The organism is Burkholderia oklahomensis C6786 (genome assembly GCF_000959365.1).
GTDB lineage: Bacteria > Pseudomonadota > Gammaproteobacteria > Burkholderiales > Burkholderiaceae > Burkholderia > Burkholderia oklahomensis.
This window is the reverse complement of sequence record NZ_CP009556.1, coordinates 1-20,069: the sequence shown is the minus strand read 5'-3', so window position 1 is coordinate 20,069 and position 20,069 is coordinate 1. Positions and strand designations below refer to the sequence as shown.

The window sequence follows — 20,069 nt, the reverse complement described above, 5'->3', positions numbered from 1 at the left end:
GTTGCGCGCCGTCGCATGAACTGACGAAAACCGTGCCGCGGATGCGGCGCTCAGAACGAGATGTTCGTGCGCAGGCCGACGACGAACGTGTTGCGCAGCGGCTGCGCCGGATCGCTCGGGTTCTGGCCCGCGCCCGCGTGGAACGTGTATTGCGCGTCCGCCTGCAATTGCCACCACGGCGTGACCTGGTACTGGTAGGTCGCCTCGAGCGCCGTTTCGCTCGTGCGCACGCCGTACGGGCCGCCCGTGAAGCTCGCGAAGTTCGCGTCGAGCGCGCGCGCGTGCGAGCCGACCTCGATGTAGGTGACGGCGAGACCGACGCTGTCGTTGTCGCGGCCTTCGAACGGCGCTTTCAGCACGACGCCTGCGTTCGCCGCGACGCTCACGAGGTTGCGGTCGCCCGGCGCGGCCATCACGCGCGCGAACACGCCGAGACTCTTCGCGCCCGTCGGGTCCGGCCGCCACACCATCTGGTCGGCGACCGCGTAGAAGCTGTAATCGCCGTGATGCGCGCGTGCGACGCCGCTCGATGCCGGGTCCGCGAGCGACAGGCCGGCGCTGTCGATCTGCTGATCGGCGAAGCGTCCGTTGTGATACCAGACGCCGATCTTGTACGTGCCGGGCAGCGCGTTCGACGGCCCCGTGTCCATCTGGCCGTCGGCCGGCTGGTTGAGCGCGTATTGCAGCTCGCCGATGAAGAGCGTGCCGTTGTGCAGGTTGAAGCTGGTGCCGCTCAGGTCGTTCGGATGGTTGCCGAGCGGGTCGCCGTCGAACACGCCCGCGAGCGCCGTCAGCGACGGCGTGATCTTGCCGCGCACGCGCACGCCGAGCGCGGCGAGCGGGTACGCCGGCCCGCCGTTCGGCAGGTCGTACGACGGCAGCGCGGGCCAGCCGAACATCGTGTTGATGAACGTCGCGGCGTACTGGCTGACCATGAATTCCTGATCGAGGCTCTGCTGGCCGATCTTCACGTCGACGCGCTGATCGAGGAACGACTGCTGATACCACAGCTCCCAGAGGCGCGTCGTGTCCTGCGCCTCGATGCCGCTCGCGGTGTTCAGCGTGCCGAGGTTGTACTGGCTCAGGTTGCGGCCGTGAATCTGCAGTGCGCTCGCGTTGAACGTGCCGCCCGGCAGGCCGAACGCCTTTTGCGTGTCGACGGTGAGCGTCGCGGTCGTGAGGCCGTCGTAGGTGCCGCCGCGCTTCAAGCCGCCGCGCAGGTTCACGAGGTATTCGCTCGTTTCGGCGAGGCCGAGCGTGGCGCCGTATTTGCCGAGCCACGGACGCAGGCCGCCGATGTCGCCGAGCAGGTTTTGGCGCGTCCACACGCCTGTCCATTGCGTCACGGGCTGCGCGCGGATCGACAGGTCGGCCTCGGGCGCCGCGGGCGGCGCGCCGGGCGACGCTTCGGCGAAGGCGGCCGAACTGAAGAGCCACGCGCAGGCGAATGCCGCGTGCCGGACCGCGCGGCGTTGAAGGTGGCGAACGGGGCGTCCGAAGAGCGGCGAGAATTGCATTGATGTCCCTTCCCTTTGTCGTGCGATCGTCGTTGCGCAATGCTTGCTGCGATCGTTCGTGGAAGCGCACGAATGGCGCGATGCGGGCGCATCGTAGGCACGCCGGAATCGAAAGTCAATATAAATGAGAATGATTCTCGTATAGATTACCGTTCGTAATGGTGAGGGTTACGAACGGCGTGCCGAGGTCTCTTGGCAGAAGGGAAAATGCAATGTTCTTCGTAATGTAATTGTCGTGTTGATGTCGCGCGGCAAACGTCGCGCGAGCGGAAAGCGCGGCGGGATCGAGGGCGTCGAGAGACGCCGCGCTTCGGCCTCGAGCGATGCGGCGGCGATCCGGGCTGATCCGGCGCTGATCCGGCGCTGATCCGGCGACATCGGACACAAACGCGGCAGAGCCGACCGGGCCGGCCTCGGATTGTGTGGCCGCGTCAGCGCGCGTCCGCGCCTGCGGGATTCGCGTGCTTCGTGCGCGCGGCGGACGACGCGCGATGCGGCACGCCGCGCACCGCGGTCGCGATCGCCGCTGCGGCGACGAAGAGCGCCGCCGATACGAGCGCCGACGCACGCAGGCCCGAAACGATCTGCGCCGGCAGCGCGCCGCTCGCGAGCGCGCCGAATCCGGCGACGCCGATCGCGCCGCCCGCCTGCCGCGCGGTGTTCAGCACGGCCGACGCAGTCGCGGCGCGCGCACGCTCGACCGACGCGAGCACGGTCGTCGTCATCGCGGGCACGGCGAGCCCCATGCCGCCGGGAATCAGCAGGAACGGCACGACGAGCGCGGCGACCGGCGTATCGGCGCGCGTCATGCTGAGCAGCGCGAACCCGGTCGCGCCGATCAGCGCGCCGACGATCATCGGCCGGCGCGCGCCGTAATGCGCGGTCGCCCAGCCGCTCGCGACGTTCGACAGCAGGAAGCCGCCCGTGAGCGGCAGGAACGCGAGCCCCGCCTCGAGCGGCGTGTCGTGCCGCACGCGCTGCAAATACAGGCTCAGCACGAAGATGATGCCGTAGTACGACAGATTCATGCAGACGCCGAACAGCACGGCGACGCTGAACGTGCGCTGCTTGAACAGCGCGAGCGGCATCATCGGATGCGCGCTGCGCGATTCGACGAACACGAACGCGGCGGCGGCCGCGAGCGCGACGGCGACGAGCGTCGGATGCCAGTCGATCACCGCGCCGGTGAAGAGCGTCAGCGCGACGGCCGCGAGGCATTGACCGGGGAGATCGATGCCGCGCGGGCGAATGTCGGCGGCGCGGACGGCGGCGATCGGACGGGATGCCTCCGTATTCGCCGTCGAATCGGCGAAGCGAGAGGCGCTGGCGGCGCCCTTGCCGGAAGCCGCCGCGCTCGTTTCATCCTTGTCGATCCATCGCAACGTCGCAGCGAGCCCCGCGGCGCACAGCGGCAGATTGACGAAGAAGATGCTGCGCCAGCCGAATTGCGCGATCAGCACGCCGCCGATCACCGGGCCCGCCGCGATCGAGATCGCGCCCGACGCGGTCCACCAGCCGACCGCGCGCGCCCGCAGCCGCGGATCGTGCGCGCATGCGCGATTGAGGAGCGCGAGCGAGTTCGGCAGCATCGCGGCGGCCGCGAATCCTTGCAGCGCGCGTGCGGCGATCAGCGTCGTCGCGTTCGCGGCGATGCCGCAGACGAACGACGCGACCGCGAACAGCGCGAGCCCGGCCGCGAACAGCCGGCGTGCGCCGAAGCGGTCGCCGAGCGCGCCGGCCGACAGCATCAGCCCGGCGAGCGCGAGCGTGTACGCATCGACGATCCATTGCAGGCCCGCGACGCCCGTGCGCAGATCGATGCCGATGCGCGCGAGCGCGACGTTGACGATCGTGACGTCGAGCTGGGTGATGACGAAGCCGGCGCTCACGGTCGAGACGATGCGCACGAGCGCGGCGCGGGAAAGGGCGGGGTGGGGAGTGTGCGTGTCCATGCAAGGATCGTAGTGCCGGGCGGCGCGGCGACGTTGCGGACTCGTCTGAAATGTCGAATGCGGCGCGGGCGGCGAGCCGAGCCCGTTCGGGCGGCGTTCGCGGTGGCTCGCGGCGGGGACGGAGGCGAGCGGCGGAAACCGGGCGGCGGAAATCGGGCGGCGTAATGCGGGATGGAAGGCGAAGGCGGAAGGCGGGACGCGGAAAAGCGGAAAGCGCGATGCGCGAGGCGGGATGTCGCGGCGTCGCGGCGTCGCCGTGCACCGTGTCGCCGCCCGGGGGGATGCCGACCGCGCCGGTGTGTCCGCCGGCGCGCGCGATCGCGGTTTCCGCCGGCTCGGACGCGTACGGGCGGCCCGCCGCCGCCCGTATGAACACGCGTTATTCGGCGTCCTTCGCAAACATCGCCGCGACCGCGCCGAGCACGCAGATCGCCGCGACGTACAGCGCGGGCGCGAGCGGATTCGACTTCATCATCAGCGACACGATCACCGGCGTGAGTCCGCCGAACACCGCATACGCGACGTTGTACGAGAACGAGATTCCCGAGAAGCGCACGACGGCCGGGAAGCTCCTGACCAGCACGAACGGCACCGCGCCGATCGTGCCGACGACGAAGCCCGCGAGCGCGTAGAGCGGCACGAGGCGCGTCGCGTCGGCCGCGAGCTGCGTGAGCATCGCGTAGTAGCACGCGGCGAGCACGATGCCGCCGATCGACAGCACCGCCTTCGCGCCGAAGCGGTCGGCGAGCGAGCCGGCGGTGATGCAGCCGGCCGTCAGGCACAGCGTCGCGATGCTGTTCGCGAACAGCGCGGTCGCGGGCGCGATGTGGAATTGCTTTTGCAACAGCGTCGGCGTCATCAGGATCACGACGACGATCGCCGCCGACAGCATCCACGTGAGCAGCATCGACACGATCACCGCGCGGCCGTGGTCGCGGATCACCGCCTTCAGCGGAATCTCGGCCGCGAGCGTCTTGCGCGCCTTCATCTCGGCGAACACGGGCGTCTCGTGCAGCCAGCGGCGCAGATAGACGGAGAAGAGGCCGAACACGCCGCCGAGCAGGAACGGAATGCGCCACGCGAACGCGCCGACTTCGGCGGTCGAGAAGCGGCTGTTGACGGCCGTCGCGACGAGCGAGCCGAGCAGGATGCCCGCGGTGAGGCCCGCCGTCAGCGTGCCGCACGCATAGCCGATGCGCTGCGACGGCACGTGCTCGGACACGAACACCCATGCGCCCGGCACTTCGCCGCCGACCGCCGCGCCTTGCAGCACGCGAAACAGCAGGAGCGCGATCGGCGCGAGCAGGCCGATGCTGTCGTAGGTGGGCAGCAGGCCCATCAGGAGCGTCGGCACCGACATCAGCAGCACGCTCAGCGTGAACATCCGCTTGCGGCCGACGAGATCGCCGAAGTGCGCCATCACGATGCCGCCGAGCGGCCGCGCGAGATAGCCGGCCGCGAAGATGCCGAACGTCTGCAACTGGCGCAGCCAGTCGGGAATGTCGTGCGGAAAGAACAACTGGCCGATCGCGGGCGCGAAGAACACGAAGATGATGAAGTCGTAGAACTCCAGCGCGCCGCCCAACGCAGCGAGGCTCAGGGTCTTGTAGTCGCGGCCCGTGAGGGCGCGTGGCGCGGCGCTCGAAACGGCGCTCAATTCGGATGCGGGCATGGTCGGGGCGATCTTGGTTCGAATGGTTGTGCACCGCGCGGATCGGGGCCGGGCGGCGGGCCTCGTCGTCGGACAGACGGTGCAACGCGCGGGATGGCGCACGGGACACGAACCGCGCGGCGGCCGGATACGGGCCGCGCGGGGACGAACGTGACGCAATGCCGGCGATTCTACAGGACGGCGGAACGCCGAAAGGCGCGGGCGATATCGTGGAAATCGGCAATTGCGGACCGGCGGCGAACGATGCGTGGGGGCGCGTCGCTCGCTCGCGCGGGGCGGCGGGCGAGCGACGCCCGGTGACGCGGCCGATCGGTCAATCCGGTCAATCCGGTCAATCGAGCAGCGCGAGGATCTCGTCGTGGAGCCGGGCCGGAATCCGCACGCCGTTCGCGACGCTGCGCGCGCGTGCGTCGAAGCGCCGTTGCGACGGCAGCCGCGCGCCCTGCGCGACGATCGCATCGAGCATCCGCTCGCCGCGCGCGAGGCCCGCGTCGAGATCGTCGCCGAGGAACACCTTCGGATCGAATGCGACGACGAGCTCGCCATGGCACGGTGTCGCGCCGACGCCGTCGTCGAACGCCATCGATTCGAGACTCGTCATGTCGCCGATCAGCGCGCCGCCCATCAACTCGACCATCGCCGCGAGCGCCGAGCCCTTGTGGCCGCCGAACGTGCGCATCGCGCCTTGCAGCGCGGCCTTCGGATCGGTGGTCGGCTTGCCGTTCGCGTCGATCGCCCAGTGCGGCGGAATCGGCTTGTCCTCTTTCGCGTGCAATTCGATGTCGCCGCGCGCGATCGCGCTCGTCGCGAAATCGAACACGAACGGCAGGCCGCCCGGCCGCGGCCACGCGAACGCGAGCGGGTTCGTGCCGAACACCGGTTGCGCGCCGCCTTCCGGCGCGACCCAGCTATGGCTCGGGTTCATCGCGATGCCGGCGAGGCCGTGCGCGGCGATCGCCTCGACTTCCGGCCACAGCGCGGAGAAGTGATAGCAGCGGTTGATCGTCATCGCCGCGATGCCGTGCCGCCGCGCCATCTCGACGAGCACCGGCAGGCCGGTCTCGAACGCGAGCAGCGAGAAGCCGCGATGCGCGTCGACCGACACGATCGACGACGAGAGCCGGCGCAGCGTCGGCACCGCCTGTGGATCGACCTTGCCGAGGCGCAGCGAGCGCACGCAGACGAGCAGCCGGTAGACGCCGTGCGAATGGCATTCGTCGCGCTGGCCTTGCGTGACGACGTTCGCGATCGCTTGCGCGTGCGCGCCGGACAGCCCGTGGCGCGTCAGCACGCGCAGCGCGAGCGCATGCACGTCGTCGAGCGGCAGGACGACGTCTGGCGCGAGGTCTTGCGGATCAGGCATCGCGCGGCTCCCGCGGCGCGATCACGCCGTCGATGCGTTGGGGAACGCGCAGCGGATTGCCGTCGCGGATCGCGTCGGGCAGCAGCGCGGCGGGCAGGTCCTGATACGACACCGGCCGCAGGAAGCGCTCGATCGCGCGCGCGCCGACCGACGTCGTGCGCGTGTCCGACGTCGCCGGGAACGGGCCGCCGTGCACCATCGCGTGGCCGACTTCGACGCCCGTGCCGAAGCCGTCGACGAGGATGCGGCCGGCCTTGCGCTCAAGCGTCGGCAGCAGCGTGCGGAAGAGGGGCGCGTCGCCGTCGCCGAGATGCGCGGCGATCGTCAACTGGCCTTCGAGCGACTTCAGCACGCGATGCAGCGCGTCGGCGTCCGGACAGCGGACGATCAGCGACGCCGGGCCGAACACTTCGTCGCGCAACGCCGCGCGGTCGACGAACGCGTCCGCCGTCGTCGCGAACAGCGCGGCGCGCGCCTGATGGCGGTCGCCCGCGGCGCCTTCGCCGAGCCGCTCGACCGCGTCGTGCGACGCGAGCCTCGCCACGCCTTCGCAATAGCTCGCGTGGATGGGCGGCGTCAGCATCGTCGCGGGCGCGGCCGCGCCGACGGCCGCCGCCGCCGCGCGCTCGAACGCGCGCAGCGCGGGGCCGTCGATGCCGAGCACGAGGCCCGGATTCGTGCAGAACTGGCCGGCGCCGAGCGTCAGCGACGCGACGAACTGCTGCGCGATCGCGTCGTGCCGTGCGGCGAGCGCGCCGGGCAGCAGCAGCACCGGGTTGATCGAGCTCATTTCCGCATAGACCGGAATCGGCTCGTGGCGCGCGGCCGCGATGTGCATCAGCGCGACGCCGCCGCGCCGCGAGCCGGTGAAGCCGACCGCCTTGACGCGCGGATCGGCGACGAGCGCCCGGCCGATCTCGCGCGACGCGTCGAACAGCAGCGAGAACACGCCGGCCGGCAGCCCGCATTCGCGCACGGCCGCCTGGATCGCGCGGCCGACGAGCTCGGAGGTGCCCGGATGCGCGGAATGCGCCTTGACGATCACGGGGCAGCCGGCCGCGAGCGCGGACGCGGTGTCGCCGCCCGCGACGGAGAACGCGAGCGGAAAATTCGACGCGCCGAACACGGCGACAGGCCCGATCGCGACGTTGCGCAGCCGCAGGTCGACGCGCGGCAGCGGCTTGCGGTCCGGGCGCGCGGGATCGATCCGCGCGTCGAGGAAACCGCCGTCGCGCACGACCGACGCGAACAGCGCGAGCTGCCCGACGGTGCGCGCGCGCTCGCCTTCGATCCGCGCGCGCGGCAGGCCCGATTCGGCGACGCAGCGTTCGATCAGCGCGTCGCCGAGCGCGATGATGCGCCGGCCGATCGCGTCGAGAAACGCGGCGCGCGCGTCGAGGCTCGTCTCGCGATACGCGTCGAACGCGTCGTCGGCGAGCGCGCAGGCCGTTTCCAGGTCGTGCGGGCTCGCGCCGCCGAATGCGGGTTCGAGCGGCGCGCCGGTCGCGGCGTCGATCGCGCGGAATGCGCCGTTCTGCCCGAACGCCGCCGATTGACCGATCAAAAGCTGGCCTGTGAGTCGCATGGTTTTTTCCTCGAAGCGTGCAGGCCGGGCGTTGCCGGCCCGGCCGATGAAAAGAAAGGCGAATGCGCGGCGCGTCAGTCCTCGTCGTCGCCGAGCCGCAGCTTCGCGGCCGGCACGCCGGTATGCGCGCCCCAGTAATAGATGACGAGCGCGATGACCGCGACGGCGGCGGTGTCGTACGGATGCGCGAGCTGCCCGGTGCCGCCGAAGCCGCCGAAATACGACGCGACGATCATCAGCGCGTAGAACGCGATCAGCCACAGCGACGAGCGCACCTGCTCGGCGAGGCTCAGATGCGCGGTCGGCACCCAGCGGCGGCACGCGAGATAGACGACGAACATCGCGATCTGCAGGCCGAGCAGCCAGGACACCGTGCTCCAGCCCGACCAGTAGACGATCAGCGCGGCGATCACGAACGACGCGGGGCCGGTGATCGCGAACGCGCTCGCGCGGAACGGCCGCGGCAGGCCGGGCGCGGTGCGCCGCAGCGCGGCGACCGAAATTGGCGCGACCGCGTAGCTCAGCACGAGCGCGGCCGACACGATGTTGATGAGCGCCTCCCACGACGGAAACGGCATCGTCCAGAACACCGCGAGGCCGAACGTCAGCCACAGGCCCGCGCGCGGGATGCCGGACGCTTCGTCGACGCGCGTGAAGACCTTGAAGAACGTGCCCGTCTTCGCCCAGCCGTAGACGACGCGCGGCGTCGCGTTCATGTAGATGTTACCGCAGCCGGAGGGCGAGATCATCGCGTCGGCGACGACCATGTACGCGAGCCAGCCGACGCCCAGCGCGAGCGCGATGTCGCGATACGGCAGCGAGAAAGCCTTGCTGACGTCGTGCCAGCCGCCCGCGAGCATCGCGGACGGGATGCCGCCGATGAACGCGAGCTGCAGCAGCACGTAGATCAGCGTCGACAGCACGATCGACAGGATCAGCGCGATCGGGATCGTGCGCTGCGGATTGCGCACTTCGCTCGCGACCGACACGATCGGCGTCAAGCCCAGATACGCGAAGATGATGCCGCCCGCCGACACGGCCATTTCGATGCCGGGCATGCCGAACGGCGCGAAGCCGTGCATCGTCAGGTTCGCGGGCTTGAAGAACGCGAACAGCACGCCGATCACCGCGAGCGGCACGACGAACTTGAAGAGGCTGATGATGTTGTTCGCCTTGGCGAACGTCTTCACGCTCGAGTAGTTCAGGTAGAAGAAGAAACAGAGGAGGGCCGCCTGCACGAGCCAGCCGAGCGTCGTCGGATTGCTCGAGCCAACGACCGTCAGGCCCGGAAGCCACGCGGCCGCGTACTGGCGCGCGGCGACGACTTCGATCGCGATCAGGCTCGAGAACGCGATCAGCGTGATCGCGCCCATCAGGTAGCCGAGCAGCGGGCCGTGCGAGAACACCGGATAGCGGACGACGCCGCCCGCGCGCGGCAGCGCGGCGCCGAGCTCGCAGTAGACGATGCCGAGCAGCAGCACCGCGAAGCCGCCGAGCAGCCACGAGAAGATGCCGGCCGGGCCCGCGATCGTCGACACGTGGCTCGCGGCGAACAGCCACCCCGAACCGAAAATCGCGCCGAGGCCGATGAACGTCAGATCGGTCAGCGAAAGCTGCTTCTTGAACTTGCCGTGTCCGGCTTCGGAAGGCGCGGACCGCGCGAGCGGCACGGATCGATGGGCGTTGCCTTGGGCGGGCATGGGCTTGTCTCCTTTTGATTGATGATTTCGTTTCGGTCTGCGGCCGGGTGCGCGGCGGCTTGCGCGCGCCGCGGCTGAGGCGGTCGGCCTCGTCGGGGCGGCCAAATCGGGGCCGACGGGCGGCGGGGGCGATCCAGTCGGCGGGCGGTACTTCGCGCGGCCCGCTGTGGTGGCGGCGCGGCCGTCGCGCGTGACGGAAAGCGGCGCGCGCCCGCTTGCGGGCGGCGTCCGGCCCGAACCGGCCCGAACCGACGCGCGCGCGATGTCGTGCCCGACGCGCCGGGGCGCTGCGCCCCGGCCGGCCGCCGGGCGCGTCGATCAGAGGCCGACGTCCGGCAGCGTCGGACGCGCGGCGAGCGCCTTCGCGACGATCGCCTTCACTTCGTCGAGCGTGCCGCCCGAGAGCGCGAGGCGCGGCGGGCGCGTGACCGCGCTGCCGCGGCCGACGAGCTCTTCGCACAGCTTGATGCACTGGACGAGGTCGGGGCGCGCGTCGAGATGCAGGAGCGGCATGAACCAGCGATACAGCGCGAGCGCTTCGTCGAAGCGCTTTTGCTTCGCGAGGCGGAACAGCGTCTCGCCTTCCTTCGGGAACGCGTTCGACATCCCCGACACCCAGCCTTGCGCGCCGACCGCGATGCTCTCGACGACGACGTCGTCGAGGCCCGCGAACAGCACGAAGCGGTCGCCGACCGCGTTGCGCAGGTCGATGAAGCGGCGCGTGTCGCCCGACGAATCCTTGAAGCAGACGATGTTTTCGCAGTCCTGAAGCGCGATCAGCACGTCGGGCGTGACGTCGTTCTTGTAGATCGGCGGGTTGTTGTAGACCATCACCGGCAGGTCGGTGCTCGTCGCGACCGCGCGGAAGTGCGCGGCCGTCTCGTGCGGCTTCGCCGAGTAGACGAGCGCGGGCATCACCATCACGCCGTCGACGCCGACGCGCGCCGCTTCGCGCACCGTGTTGCGCGCGAACTCGGTCGTGAACTCGGCGATGCCGGCGATCACCGGGATCTTGCCGCCCGCGGCGTCGCGCGCGGCTTCGATCACCGCGAGCTTCTCGGCCGTGCCGAGCGACGTGTTCTCGCCGACCGTGCCGCAGACGACGAGGCCCGACACGCCGTCGTTCACCAGGTTCTTCACGACGCGGTGCGTCGCGTCGATGTCGAGGGAGAAGTCCGGCTTGAACTGGGTGCTGACGGCGGGAAACACCCCGCTCCACTGAATGGCGTTACGGCTCACTGAGAATCTCCTACGTTCGAATGGGATGGCCGACGGGCGTCGTCGGAGCGGGAATCAGTATCGCCGTCGAGAGGCCGCGAGGCTTGAGCCTTTTCCAGCCGCGAAAAGATGAAATCGGCACAATCGGGGCGCGATCGCCGGCGCGCGCGCCGGCCTGTGCCGATTTCGTCGCGCGCATCATCGAAAACCCACAAGCGGCGGGAGGCGCCACAGGGGAAGCTGTGCGCCTTTCCACCTTGAATCGACGCGACATGAAGCACATCCACATCATCGATTCGCATACGGGCGGCGAACCCACGCGCGTCGTCGTGTCCGGCTTCCCGGCGCTGGGCGGCGGGCCGATGGCCGAGCGCCTCGCGGTGCTCGCGCGCGACCACGACCGTTTTCGCACGGCGTGCATCCTCGAGCCGCGCGGCAGCGACGTGCTCGTCGGCGCGCTCTTGTGCGAGCCGGTCGCGGCCGACGCGGCGGCCGGCGTGATCTTCTTCAACAACGCGGGCTACCTCGGCATGTGCGGACACGGCACGATCGGCCTCGTGCGCACGCTGCATCACATGGGCCGCATCGCGCCCGGCGTGCACCGGATCGAGACGCCCGTCGGCGACGTCGAGGCGACGCTGCACGACGATCTGTCGGTGAGCGTGCGCAACGTGCTCGCATACCGGCATCTGAAGAACGTCGTCGTCGACGTGCCGGGGCACGGCGCGGTGACGGGCGACGTCGCGTGGGGCGGCAACTGGTTCTTCCTCGTGAGCGACCACGGCCAGCGCGTCGCCGGCGACAACGTCGCGGCGCTGACCGCGTACGCGTCGGCGGTGCGCGCGGGGCTCGAACGCGCGGGCGTTGCCGGCAAGGATGGCGCCCAGATCGATCACATCGAGCTGTTCGCCGACGATCCCGAGCACGACAGCCGCAGCTTCGTGCTGTGCCCGGGCCACGCGTACGACCGCTCGCCGTGCGGCACCGGCACGAGCGCGAAGCTCGCGTGCCTCGCCGCGGACGGCAAGCTCGCGCCCGGCGCGGCGTGGCGGCAGGCGAGCGTGATCGGCAGCGTGTTTTCGGCGAGCTACGCGGCGGCCGACGGCGGCGTCGTGCCGACGATCCGCGGCAGCGCGCATCTCTCCGCCGAGGCGACGCTCCTGATCGAAGACGACGATCCGTTCGGCTGGGGCATCGCGTCGTGACGGATACGAAGACCGACGTCGTCGTGATCGGCGCGGGCATCGTCGGCGCCGCGTGCGCGCACGAGTTCGCGCAGCGCGGGCTGCGCGTCGTCGTCGTCGACGACGGCGGCGGCGGCGCGACGGGCGCCGGCATGGGCCACCTCGTCGCGATGGACGACAACGCGGCCGAGCTCGCGCTCACGCATCACTCGATCGCGCTGTGGAGCGGGCTGCGCGACGCGATGCCCGACGGCTGCGCGTATCGCAACTGCGGGACGCTGTGGCTCGCGGCCGACGCGCACGAGATGGACCTCGCGCGCGCGAAGCAGGCGGCGCTCGCCGAGCGCGGCGTCGCGGGCGAGCTGATCGATCGCGCGACGCTCGCGGCGCTCGAGCCGATGCTGCGCGCGGATCTCGGCGGCGCGCTGAAGATTCCGGGCGACGGCATCCTGTACGCGCCCGCCGCCGCGAACTGGCTGCTGCACCGGCTGCCGGGCGTCACGCTGCGCCGCGCGAAGGCCGTCGCCGTCGAAGGCCCGGGCGTGACGCTCGAAAGCGGCGACACGCTGCGCGCGGAACGCGTCGTCGTCGCGAACGGCGTCGCGGCGCGCGCGCTGCTGCCCGAGCTGCCGCTGCGGCCGAAGAAGGGCCATCTGCTGATCACCGACCGCTATCCGGCGCAGGTGTCGCATCAGCTCGTCGAGCTCGGCTATGCGGCGAGCGCGCATGCGAGCGACGGCACGTCGGTCGCGTTCAACGTGCAGCCGCGGCCGACGGGACAGCTGCTGATCGGCTCGTCGCGGCAGTTCGACACCGAAGACCCGCGCGTCGAGGCGCCCGTGCTCGCGCGGATGCTGCGTCGCGCGGTCGGCTATCTGCCCGCGCTCGCCGGCCTGAACGGCATCCGCGCATGGACGGGCTTTCGCTCGGCGAGCCCCGACGGCCTGCCGCTCCTCGGCGAGCATCCGTCGCAGCGCGGCCTGTGGCTCGCGGTCGGGCACGAGGGGCTCGGCGTGACGACCGCGCCTGGCAGCGCGCGCGTGCTCGCCGCGCTGATGTTCGGCGAGCGCGCGGCGATCGACGTCGAGCCGTACTTGCCGGGGCGCTTCTTGTCGACGTCGAAATCGGCCGTGGCCGGAGAGCTTCAATGATCATTTATCTGGATCGCCGCGCGCTGACCGTGGCCGACGGCATGACCGTCGCGGCCGCGGTCGCGCTGAGCGGCGACGACACGACGCGCACGTCGTGCACCGGCGCCGCGCGCGCGCCGTTCTGCGGGATGGGCATTTGCCAGGAGTGCAGAGTGACGATCGACGGACGGCGCCGGCTCGCGTGCCAGACGCTCTGCCGCGAAGGCATGCAGGTGGAGCGCACGCGATGACGAACGAGCATCTGGCGGTCGATGTCGCGATCGTCGGCGCGGGGCCGGCTGGGCTCGCCGCCGCGCAGGCGGTCGCGAAAAGCGGCCGCACGGTCGCGATCGTCGACGACAACCCGCGCGCCGGCGGGCAGATCTGGCGGCAGGGGCCGGACGTCGCGCCGAGCGCGCCGGCGCGCGCGAGCCTCGACGTGCTGCGGCAGCCGAATGTGCGCCATCTCGCGGCGACGCGCGTCGTCGCCGCGCCGCGGGCCGGCGCGTTGCTGCTCGAGGATGCGGAGCACGGGCTGCTGCTCGACTACCGGAAGCTGATCCTGTGCTGCGGCGCGCGCGAACTGCTGCTGCCGTTCCCCGGCTGGACGCTGCCCGGCGCGACGGGCGCGGGCGGGCTGCAGGCGCTGATCAAGGGCGGCATGCCGGTGCGCGGCGAGCGCGTCGTGATCGCGGGCAGCGGGCCGCTCCTGATCGCGTCGCTCGCGACCGCCCGCGCGGCGGGCGCGAAGGTCGTCGCGGTCGTCGAGCAGGCGCGGCTCGCCGCGCTCGCGCATTTCGCGCTGTCGCTCGCGGCGACGCCGTCAAAGCTCGCGCAGGCGGCGCGGCTCACGCGCGGCTTCGCCGGCACGCGCTATCTGACGGGCGCGGTCGTGCGCGAAGCGCACGGCGATGCGCGGGTGCGCGCGGTGACGATCGAACGCAACGGAGCGCGCGAGACGATCGACTGCGACCGCGTCGCATGCGGCTTCGGCCTCGTGCCGAACCTGACGCTCGCGCTGGCGCTCGGCTGCGCGGTGCGCGACCGGGCGATCGCGATCGAAGACGCGCAGCGCACGTCGGTCGAGCACGTTTATGCGGCGGGCGAATGCACGGGCGTCGGCGGCGTCGAGCTCGCGCGGATCGAAGGCGAGCTCGCCGGGCTCGCGGCGAGCGGCGCCGACGCGACGCCGGACGGCCGCGCGCGTTTCGCCGCGTTGCTGCGCCGCCGCGCGACGTGGCGGCGCTTCGCGGCGCGCGTCGCCGATACGTTCGCGCTGCGCGAAGCGGCCCGCGCGCTGCCGCCCGACGACACGCTGCTGTGCCGCTGCGAGGACGTGACGATCGGCGCGGTGCGCGCGCACGCGTCGGCGCGCGACGCGAAATTGCAGACGCGCTGCGGGATGGGCGCGTGCCAGGGACGCGTGTGCGGCGCGGCGGCGCACGCGTATTTCGGCTGGGACGACACGCCGCCGCGCCCGCCGTTCTCGCCCGCGCGAATCGACACGCTGCTCGTCGCGACCGACGATGCGCTCCTATAATCGACGCCATCCGTGTGTCGACGCGCGAGATCCGCATGATGCCCTTGCTTGCCGTACCGCCCGAGAAGTTGTCCGCCACGGCGGCCGTGTCCACGGCGGCGGCATCGCCCGCGTCCACCGTCGCGCAGCCCGCCGCATCGGACGGTGACGACGGCTTCGCCGCGATGCTCGCGCACTACGTGCAGCTCGAGCCGGTGTTCGATGCGCTGCCCGACGTCGCGTTCTTCGTGAAGGACGCGCACGCGCGCTACGCGCTCGTGAACCGCACGCTCGCGCAGCGCTGCGGCTACAAGGACAAGCGCGACCTGTACGGCAAGGCCGCGGACGAAGTCTTTCCGCGCCGCTTCGGCCGCAGCTACGTCGAGCAGGATCTGGCGATCATCGCGGGCGGCCGGCAGCTGACCGATCAGCTGGAGCTCCATCTGTACTCGGGCCGCCAGCCCGGCTGGTGCCTGACCTGCAAGGAGCCGCTGCGCAACGCGCAGGGGAAGATCGTCGGGATCGCGGGGCTGTCGCGCGACCTGCGCGCGCACGAGAGCTCGCACCCGGCGTACAGCCGCATCGCGGACGTCGTCCGCTACATCCACGCGCACTACGTGCAGCCGCTGAACCTGAAGTACCTTGCCGCGATGGCGGGGATGTCGGTCGCGCAGCTCGAACGCTACTTCCACAAGGTGTTTCACCTGACGCCGCGGCAGATGCTGCTGAAGGCGCGGCTCGACGCGGCGACGGCGCTCCTCGTCACGCACGACAAGGTAACGGACGTCGCGGCGCTGTGCGGCTACACCGACCATAGCGCGTTCACGCGGCAGTTCAAGGCGACGGTCGGCGTGACGCCGACCGAGTATCGGCTGATGCTGCAGGAGGGGCGGGGGGCTTGAGCGCGAGCGTCGCGCCTGGGGGGCGCTTGCGCGTGCGGTGCGTGCGATGTTGCAGGGCGAGCGGGCCGCGAGCGAGTGGTCTTGTCGAGCGCAGCGCCGGAGGAACGCCGGCAGATCGAGAAACAGGCGGCGGGCGCGCCGGGAGTCGAGGGTTCGATCGATCGGACATCGAGCGTTCAAGAACCGACGAACCCGACAATTCTGAAAGCGGAAAGCGGAAAGCGGAAAGCGGAAAGCGGAAAGCGGAAAGCGGAAAGCGGAAAGCGGGAAGCGGGAAGCCAAGAACCCGGCAGCCAAAGCGCATCAACAGAAACTCGCCGGCAAAAACAAACCGGCCCACCGGCCGGTCATCATCGGAACGTCGGCGCGTGCGACCGGCATCGCCCGGCCGTCGCCGCATCGATCAGACGATTACCGATAGCCGAGGCCCTTCAACACGGCGGTGCCGTTTTCCGTCAGACGAAAGGACGGCGCCGTATCCATGTCGGAGCGAATCATCTCGACGAGTCCGGCTTCCTGCAGCGCAGGCAGCTCCGGCTTCGCATTCGCGCCGATCGGCGCGTGCAGCAGGATCAGCAGCGTCGCGATCTCGTGATGGCTGAGCAGGCGGCGCAGCATGGTTTTCGGTTTGGCCGGGGGGGCGGCCGGGCGGACCGCGGCAGATGTGTCGACGGTGCTCATGGCTAACCTCCTGAACGGGTATTGATCATGGATGGTGCCGACGCAGACTTAAACGATTCTTAAAGCGGCCGGGATATGCCGAACAGGCAGGTTACGGCGTGTAACGGCCTTGCCGGACAAGGATTGCAGCGGGGCCGGATCATGCCGCGCCGACGGGCGCGAAGCCGCTTGGCGATGTTGCGGCGCGGCACATTCGCGCCGGCCGGATGCCGACGAACGCGCGCGTCCCGGCACGCTCGCCGGCGGCGCCGGGCGCGCCGGGCGCGCCGAGCCGCCGAGCCGCCGAGCCGCCGTTGTGCGGCGCGCCGTCACTTCCACCCTTCGAGCCGCAGCGTCGCGCGCACGAGCCGCTGCTCCTCCTGCTCGATTTCCCGCAGACATTCGACGACGCTCTTGATGTGCTCGCTCGCCGCCTTGCGCGCCTGCTCGGGCAGCCGGCCGACGACCGCGTTGTAGAGCCGCGCGTGCTGCCGGTCGATCTGCTTTTTCAGCGGCTCGCGGTGATAGAGATTGTTGACCGACGCGAACACCGAGCTCAGCAGCAGATCGGTCAGCGACTGCAGCGTGTTGACGAGCACCGGGTTGTGCGACGCCTCGCAGATCGCGCGATGGAACGCGTGATCGAGCTTCGCGCGCGCCTCGGGTGCGAGGTGCTGCGATTGCGGCGCGGTCATTTCCTCGTAGCGCCGCGTGATCAGGATGAAGTCGGCGTCGGTGCCGCGCAGCGCGGCGAGGCGCGCGGCTTCGGTCTCGAGCATCCCGCGCACTTCGAACAGATCGTAGAGCGTGCGCGGCTGCGAGCCGAGCAGATGCATGAGCGGCGTGATCTGCTCCTGCGGCGTCAGGCTCGCGACGAACGAGCCTTTGCCGTGCGCGGTCTCGATGATGCCGCGTGCGCGCAGCAGCTTCATCCCTTCGCGCAGCGCGGTGCGCGACACGCCGAGCTTCTCGGTGAGCCGCCGCTCGGACGGCAGCGCCTGTCCGACCTTCAGCACCCCGTCGACGATCAGCTTCTCGATCCGTTCGGCGACCGCGTCGGCGACGCGCCGCCTCGACGCTTCATCTTCCGCTTCCTTAACTGGTATGACCACTTTTCAGGGATTCCCCGCATCGATGGATAACGTATTGTATCCATTGAATTTATTGGATGGCAGGGAGGCTCGATAAAGGGGCAGGCGAAAAAACTGGTGTGACCACTATCGGAGGCGCTGGACAGCGGCCCGCGCGCACCGAAGAATCGCCGAATTCGATGACGGAAACGCGCGTTGCGCACCGTCGATGGAGGAGACGTTTCGATGAGCTTCATGTATGACGAAACGATCGACGGCCCGCTGCCGCCGGTCGATCGAGCCGAACTCGCCGCGGCGCTGCGCGCCCGCGCGCCGCAGATGGAAATCCTGACCGACCGCGAACACCTGCGCCCGTTCGAGTGCGACGGCCTCGCCGCCTATCGCACGGTGCCGCTTCTCGTCGTGCTGCCGTCGACCGTCGACGAAGTGCGCGCGGTGCTGCGCATCGCATCCGAGCGCGGCGTGTCCGTCGTCGCGCGCGGCGCGGGCACCGGCCTGTCGGGCGGCGCGATGCCGCTCGAAAAAGGCATCCTGCTCGTGATGGCGAAGTTCAACCGGATTCTCGACGTCGATCCCGACGCGTGCATCGCGCGCGTGCAGCCCGGCGTGCGCAATCTCGCGATCTCGCAGGCGGTCGCGCAGCACGGTCTCTACTACGCGCCCGATCCGTCGTCGCAGATCGCGTGCTCGATCGGCGGCAACGTCGCGGAGAACGCGGGCGGCGTGCACTGCCTGAAATACGGCCTCACGGTGCACAACATCCTGAAGGTCGACGTGCTGACGATCGACGGCGAGCTCGTCACGCTCGGCGCAAACGCGCTCGATGCCCCCGGCTTCGATCTGCTCGCGCTCTTCACGGGCTCGGAAGGGATGCTGGGCGTCGTCGTCGAGGTCACGGTGAAGCTGCTGCCGAAGCCGCAGAGCGTGAAGGTGCTGATGGCGAGTTTCGACGACGTCGGCCGCGCCGGCGGCGCGGTCGCGGCGATCATCGGCGCGGGGGTCATCCCGGGCGGCCTCGAGATGATGGACAACCTCGCGATCCGCGCGGCCGAGGATTTCATTCACGCGGGCTATCCGGTCGATGCCGACGCGATCCTGCTCTGCGAGCTCGACGGCGCGCGCGACGACGTCGAAGAGGACGCGGCGCGCGTCGCCGAGCTGCTGCGCGCGGCGGGCGCATCGGAGCTGCGCGTCGCGCGCGACGAAGCGGAGCGGCAGCGCTTCTGGGCGGGCCGCAAGAACGCGTTTCCGGCGGTCGGCCGCATCTCGCCCGACTACTACTGCATGGACGGCACGATTCCGCGCCGCGAGCTGCCGCGCGTGCTGAAGGGAATCGCCGCGCTGTCCGAGCAATACGGCCTCGCGGTCGCGAACGTGTTCCATGCGGGCGACGGCAACATGCATCCGCTGATCCTGTTCGATGCGAACCGTCCCGGCGAGATGGACCGCGCGGAGGCGCTCGGCGGCCGGATCCTCGAACTGTGCGTCGAGGTGGGCGGCAGCATCACGGGCGAGCACGGCGTCGGCCGCGAGAAGATCAACCAGATGTGCGTGCAGTTCAAGCGCGACGAAATCGAGTACTTCCACGCGGTGAAGGCCGCGTTCGATCCGTCGGGGCTGCTCAATCCCGGCAAGAACATTCCGACGCTGCATCGCTGCGCCGAATTCGGCGCGATGCACGTTCACCACGGGCAATTGCCGTTTCCCGAACTGGAGCGCTTCTGATGCGACGCGAATTCGATTCGATCGACGACAGCGCCGCGTTGATCGCGCAGGTCGAGCAGGCGATCGCCGACCGGACGCCGCTGCGGATCCGCGGCGGCGACAGCAAGGCGTTTCTCGGGCGCACGCTCGACGCGCGGACGATCGACACGCGCTCGCACCGCGGCATCGTCCACTACGATCCGACCGAGCTCGTGGTGACGGCGCGCGCGGGCACGCCGCTCACGGAGCTCGAAGCGGCGCTCGACGAAGCGGGGCAGATGCTGCCGTGCGAAGCGCCGGCGTTCGACGGCCGCGCGACCGTCGGCGGAATGTTCGCCGCCGCGCTCGCCGGGCCGCGCCGGCCGTGGGCGGGCGCGGTGCGCGATTTCGTGCTCGGTTGCCGGATCGTCACGGGCCAGGGCCGGCATCTGCGCTTCGGCGGCGAAGTGATGAAGAACGTCGCCGGCTACGACGTGTCGCGGCTGATGGCGGGCAGCTTCGGCTGTCTCGGGCTCGTCACCGAAGTGTCGCTGAAGGTGCTGCCGAAGCCGCGCGCCGTGCGCCACCTCGCGTTCGAGGTCGATGCGGCGTCCGCGCGGCGGCGGCTCACGGTCTGGCATCGCGCCGGGCTGCCGATGACGGGCGCGTGCCACGCGAACGGCGTGCTGCACGTGCGGCTCGAGGGCGGCGTCGGCTCGGTGCGCGCCGCGCGCGAGACGATCGGCGGCCAGGAAACGCCGGACGCGTTCTGGATGCGGCTACGCGAGCTGCGCCTGCCGTTCTTCGCCGATCCGCGTCCGCTGTGGCGGCTGTCGCTGCCCGTCGCCGCGCCGCTCGCCGCACTGCCGGGCGACGCGCTGCTCGACTGGGGC

At 70.5% G+C, this 20,069-nt stretch carries 16 protein-coding genes and 1 pseudogene; 7 read left to right on the top strand and 10 right to left on the bottom strand.

What is annotated here, in order from left to right:
• Positions 1-50 precede the first annotated feature (50 nt).
• The 8 genes and pseudogenes from BG90_RS18395 to BG90_RS37870 all read right to left on the bottom strand — a co-directional run bounded on the left by BG90_RS18395 (position 51) and on the right by BG90_RS37870 (position 11,222).
• Complete coding sequence (locus tag BG90_RS18395) at positions 51-1,517, bottom strand: carbohydrate porin (RefSeq protein WP_010121796.1); 1,467 nt, start codon at positions 1,515-1,517, stop codon at positions 51-53.
• 431 nt (positions 1,518-1,948) lie between these two features.
• Positions 1,949-3,469, bottom strand: coding sequence for an MFS transporter (locus BG90_RS18390; protein WP_045568341.1), 1,521 nt, complete (start codon positions 3,467-3,469; stop codon positions 1,949-1,951).
• A 379-nt stretch (positions 3,470-3,848) separates the two neighbouring features.
• Positions 3,849-5,141, bottom strand: a complete 1,293-nt coding sequence (locus BG90_RS18385; RefSeq protein WP_010117964.1) for an MFS transporter — start codon at positions 5,139-5,141, stop codon at positions 3,849-3,851.
• A 331-nt stretch (positions 5,142-5,472) separates the two neighbouring features.
• A complete protein-coding gene (locus BG90_RS18380; RefSeq protein WP_010111125.1) occupies positions 5,473-6,504 on the bottom strand; it encodes an Ldh family oxidoreductase in 1,032 nt (343 codons plus the stop codon).
• Entirely contained in the window at positions 6,497-8,089 is a 1,593-nt protein-coding gene (locus tag BG90_RS18375; protein ID WP_010117965.1) for an aldehyde dehydrogenase (NADP(+)), read from the bottom strand. The genes BG90_RS18380 and BG90_RS18375 overlap by 8 nt, the downstream gene beginning before the upstream one ends.
• Before the next feature lie 74 nt (positions 8,090-8,163).
• On the bottom strand, positions 8,164-9,789 hold the full coding sequence (locus BG90_RS18370) for an APC family permease (RefSeq protein WP_010117966.1): 1,626 nt from the start codon (positions 9,787-9,789) through the stop codon (positions 8,164-8,166).
• Between the two features lie 318 nt (positions 9,790-10,107).
• The gene (locus BG90_RS18365) at positions 10,108-11,028 is read right to left on the bottom strand and encodes a dihydrodipicolinate synthase family protein (protein WP_010117967.1); all 921 of its coding nucleotides are present in this window, start codon (positions 11,026-11,028) and stop codon (positions 10,108-10,110) included.
• Between the two features lie 10 nt (positions 11,029-11,038).
• A pseudogene (locus tag BG90_RS37870) lies at positions 11,039-11,222 on the bottom strand (hypothetical protein).
• A 57-nt stretch (positions 11,223-11,279) separates the two neighbouring features.
• On the opposite strand from BG90_RS37870, the gene BG90_RS18360 reads away from it, so the two are divergent.
• The 5 genes from BG90_RS18360 to BG90_RS18340 are packed head-to-tail and all read left to right on the top strand — an operon-like array spanning position 11,280 to position 15,742.
• Positions 11,280-12,212: a 4-hydroxyproline epimerase gene (locus tag BG90_RS18360; protein ID WP_010110985.1), complete on the top strand. Its 933-nt coding sequence runs from the start codon at positions 11,280-11,282 to the stop codon at positions 12,210-12,212.
• Positions 12,209-13,342: an NAD(P)/FAD-dependent oxidoreductase gene (locus BG90_RS18355; RefSeq protein ID WP_010117969.1), complete on the top strand. Its 1,134-nt coding sequence runs from the start codon at positions 12,209-12,211 to the stop codon at positions 13,340-13,342. Before BG90_RS18360 ends, BG90_RS18355 begins: the two co-directional genes overlap by 4 nt.
• Positions 13,339-13,572, top strand: a complete 234-nt coding sequence (locus BG90_RS18350; RefSeq protein WP_010110983.1) for a (2Fe-2S)-binding protein — start codon at positions 13,339-13,341, stop codon at positions 13,570-13,572. The genes BG90_RS18355 and BG90_RS18350 overlap by 4 nt, the downstream gene beginning before the upstream one ends.
• Complete coding sequence (locus BG90_RS18345; RefSeq protein ID WP_045568340.1) at positions 13,569-14,861, top strand: NAD(P)/FAD-dependent oxidoreductase; 1,293 nt, start codon at positions 13,569-13,571, stop codon at positions 14,859-14,861. The genes BG90_RS18350 and BG90_RS18345 overlap by 4 nt, the downstream gene beginning before the upstream one ends.
• Positions 14,862-14,896: 35 nt before the next feature.
• On the top strand, positions 14,897-15,742 hold the full coding sequence (locus BG90_RS18340; protein ID WP_010117971.1) for an AraC family transcriptional regulator: 846 nt from the start codon (positions 14,897-14,899) through the stop codon (positions 15,740-15,742).
• Positions 15,743-16,153: 411 nt separating this feature from the next.
• On the opposite strand, the gene BG90_RS18335 is transcribed toward BG90_RS18340, so the two are convergent.
• A complete protein-coding gene (locus BG90_RS18335; protein WP_025990132.1) occupies positions 16,154-16,423 on the bottom strand; it encodes a hypothetical protein in 270 nt (89 codons plus the stop codon).
• Between the two features lie 308 nt (positions 16,424-16,731).
• On the bottom strand, positions 16,732-17,514 hold the full coding sequence (gene glcC, locus BG90_RS18330) for a transcriptional regulator GlcC (RefSeq protein ID WP_010122711.1): 783 nt from the start codon (positions 17,512-17,514) through the stop codon (positions 16,732-16,734).
• A 204-nt stretch (positions 17,515-17,718) separates the two neighbouring features.
• Here glcC and glcD point away from each other — a divergent pair, with 204 nt between their 5' ends.
• Both glcD and glcE read left to right on the top strand, forming a co-directional pair.
• Entirely contained in the window at positions 17,719-19,218 is a 1,500-nt protein-coding gene (glcD, locus tag BG90_RS18325; RefSeq protein ID WP_010122710.1) for a glycolate oxidase subunit GlcD, read from the top strand.
• The coding region (gene glcE / locus BG90_RS18320; protein WP_045568339.1) for a glycolate oxidase subunit GlcE at positions 19,218-20,069 on the top strand (852 nt) is incomplete at its 3' end. The genes glcD and glcE, both read left to right, overlap by 1 nt.